General features: G+C 51.2%; 3 protein-coding genes. All 3 read right to left on the bottom strand.

Features of this window, described 5'->3' with window-relative positions:
• Positions 1-986, bottom strand: a 986-nt coding sequence (locus AC1DUA_RS29755) for a glucuronate isomerase (RefSeq protein ID WP_477503178.1), incomplete at its 3' end; no start/stop codon positions are given.
• 39 nt (positions 987-1,025) lie between these two features.
• The gene (locus tag AC1DUA_RS29760; RefSeq protein WP_477503179.1) at positions 1,026-2,018 is read right to left on the bottom strand and encodes an aldo/keto reductase; all 993 of its coding nucleotides are present in this window, start codon (positions 2,016-2,018) and stop codon (positions 1,026-1,028) included.
• A 38-nt stretch (positions 2,019-2,056) separates the two neighbouring features.
• A partial coding sequence (locus AC1DUA_RS29765) for a glycoside hydrolase family 36 protein (protein WP_477503180.1) occupies positions 2,057-3,433 on the bottom strand: 1,377 nt, incomplete at its 5' end.

A 3,433-nucleotide genomic window follows, 5' to 3' on the forward strand; every position in this document is an offset into this window, starting at 1 on the left:
AGCCTGTACTGCATGCTGTCCCGGTACGTGCTCGCCCGGAAGTTAAACCACCAATGTCCGCCGACGTGCACATTAGGGAAATTCCATGCTGCCTGCACGATATCCAGGTTATTCAGCTCCGAGGCAACGACAAGCTCAAACGGACAGGCATACGCTTCAAATAGTGCGGACAGCTTCAAGATACGCGCCGGATCATTCACCGGCACGGCTGTACCGCACCAGGAGCGTTCCACGCCGAGAAATAGCTGCACAAGCAACCCCCGCTGCTCAGCAGCAGCTCCGATTTCGTGCAAGAGCATCATCAGGATCTCATCTTTGGTGCTGTCTTGCCCGATGACGACTTTATTATTGGCGCTGGCATTATAGCTCGGCAGTGTTGTCATGATCCCCTTGACGCCATCCTCTTGGTACGCGTCCAACAATTGTCCGAGCTTCGCACGTGTCTCCACCAATGCCGCAGCTCGGTCACTCGACGCTTCGATTTCCTTCACCCATGCCCCCAATTTCCCATCAATCCTTGGGATGAGAATGGCATTGTGTTCCATGCCTTGAAACTCGGCATGCTCCGGGATATTCACGACGAACCGCCCGGCTTGCATACGGTTCGCTACCTCTTGCGCCCATTCAGCTCTCTGGGCAGACTGCTTGATGGCGCTGTCTGCTTCGAGGACGGAAGCCTTATCGCTGAGAGTTAGGCCATAAAGATCTTTTAAAATATGCGTAAACGCTATGTTCATCAAGGTATTTCTGGTTGCCTGGTACGCATCTAAGAACGCAGGGATCCGCACATCCTCTGGGAGCTCCATAGCATTTGCCGGATAACCTACTGCCTGCATTTCGCGAAACAGCCAGAAGTAATGGGCAACCTCCCAAAAATCTCTGGCAGCGAGGCGATCCCCCACTAGGTGCGTGTGAGTATCCAAAACCGGTTGCTGCAAAATATGCTTCGTGAACGTTTCCTTACTGAATGGTATCCCCATGCTCATTTCTATTTCCTCCTCCGGCTACTACGATATTTAAATGAATCATCCTGCAAGAATTTGATCAATTAAAGCCAATTCGTCCTCTGCAAAATGAAGCTGGTTCAAAGCTGCCACATTATCATCCAATTGCTTCACTTTGCTTGCCCCGATCAAAGCGGAAGTCACGTGCCCCTTGCGAAGAACCCACGCCAAGGCCATTTGGGCCAGACTTTGCCCTCGCTCCTGCGCCAAGGCATGCAATAGCCGTGATTTCGCAATTTTCTCCTCGGTTATGTCTTCAGGCCGCAGAAATACACTGCCCCCAGCTGCACGCGAGTCTGCCGGAATGTTCTCCAAATAGCGATCGGTGAGCAGTCCTCTAGCTAACGGGCTATAAGCGATCGAACCGATGCCCTCTTGTGCCAGCACATCCTGCAAGCCGTGTTCCAGCTTTCTTTCGAACATGGAATAATGCACTTGGTGGATCACGAACGGAGTTCCCAGGCTTTTCAAAATGCCCGCTGCCTTCTCGGTTTGTTCGGCATTATAGTTGGACACGCCAACATACAGTGCTTTCCCCTGGCGTACAGCCTGATCCAAAGCGCCCATCGTTTCTTCAAGCGGCGTTTCGGCGTCAAAACGATGGGAATAAAAGATATCAACATAATCCAAGCCTAACCGCTTCAGGCTCTGATCCAGACTGGCAAGCATGCTTTTCCGGGAGCCACGCTCACCGTACGGGCCATCCMACATGCGATAGCCTGCCTTCGTGGCGATGATCAGCTCATCGCGATAGGGGAGCAGATCCTTTTTCATAATCTGCCCGAACGTTTCTTCCGCTGAACCTGCCGGCGGCCCGTAATTATTCGCAAGGTCAAAATGCGTAATACCCAAATCAAAGGCGTGACGCGCCAGAGCTCTGCTATTCTCGAAGGTATCTACGCCGCCAAAGTTATGCCATAACCCGAGCGAGATCGGCGGCAACTTAAGCCCGCTCAATCCCGTCCGATGATAAGACATTTTTGTATATCGTTGTTCGTCAGCCAAATAGTTCATGAGAGAAACCTCCTAATAGGTACGAGCTTTTAGAATGACTATGAAAGGTAGAGGGTTGCCGTTCCGGAAGCTGGAATCGCTAACTTATGAATGCCTGCCGTGTATTCGGCGGACACCTCCTCCACAACCTCACCCGTGCATGATGTAATGACCACCTTAGTTGCCACAACAGTTTCCGATACCTCAATATAAAGGCCATCCTGCCTTCTGCCGTTCACCACAATCCACTTCGTTATGGAACTTGCCGCAGGAATGGGCACAATGCTGTCATGGTAAGCGACAACAATCCCTTTGTCCCCTTTAACAGAACGTACAAGCGGGTATAACAGCTCCGGATTCATCGGCTCAATCCTGCCGTCCAGCAGCAGATCCCGGTTCTCTTTCCAAAAAGCAAGCCAATAGCCCAGCATCGACAAGTGCTCGGATGGTAATTTATCCAGAAGCGCAGAAACTTGCGGTACGGAGAACAAGCAGTTAATCAGCTGGAGTGCGGCGCTTTCCACCGGATCTTCCGGATGCCACATAATCATATCCGCATGAGCTGCCGTATTTCCGCAAATCAGTCGAATATCCAGCGTCCGCACCCGGTTCTGAATGCTATCATTCGGACAATCCGACGCACGAAACATATTGCCGTACTTGCGCATGGCCGGGCCAATATACATTTGGCGGAACTCGATCATCATATCCGGTTTCAGCTCTCTCAGCCTGCCGATCGAATCCGTTAAGAGACGGTCGACAGCTGCCGGAATCGACTCATAGTCMTTCCCTTCAACCGTCGAGGGGAGCTGCAGTTCCGGCGAATAAAACGTATCGATGAAGTCCAGCTTAAATCCGTCGAGGTCCCATTCTTTCACTGCTTCTTCATATTTATGAATGATGTACTCCCGAACATCCGGGTATCTCGGGTCAAGCACGGCGGCGCCATGATTGTCATTAAAACGCAGAATTTTGTCTTTGAATTGATCCCACACATGACTGTATTTACCGATAAAAGGCACAGAGTACCATAGAATAAATTTCATGCCCAGGTGATGAACCGCATCCACATGTCGCTTCATATCAGGGAATTTCCCGGCGTATGCCTCCCAATCCCCACAGTAGGCATACCCTCTGTGATTATCCTCCGTCTGCCAACCATCATCTACGATGACGGCTTCCATCCCGAGTTTCTTGGCAATCTGACACTGCTGTTCAATCTGTTCATCCGTTACATTCTGGTGCATACTGTACCACGTTGAGTACATCGGTTCTTTGGCGGCAGCTGGGACGAAAGCAGGGCGATATTCCGGCATTGCGCTCCACCACTCCTGCACACCTTGCAAGCTTTCGTAGTAAGGAATCTCTCTCGTATCCACGAGAAGTTTGGCTTCATACGAACGGAATGGCGCTGTCGACTCGGCAAACAATTGGAC

The organism is Paenibacillus sp. 01T422 (genome assembly GCF_056398785.1).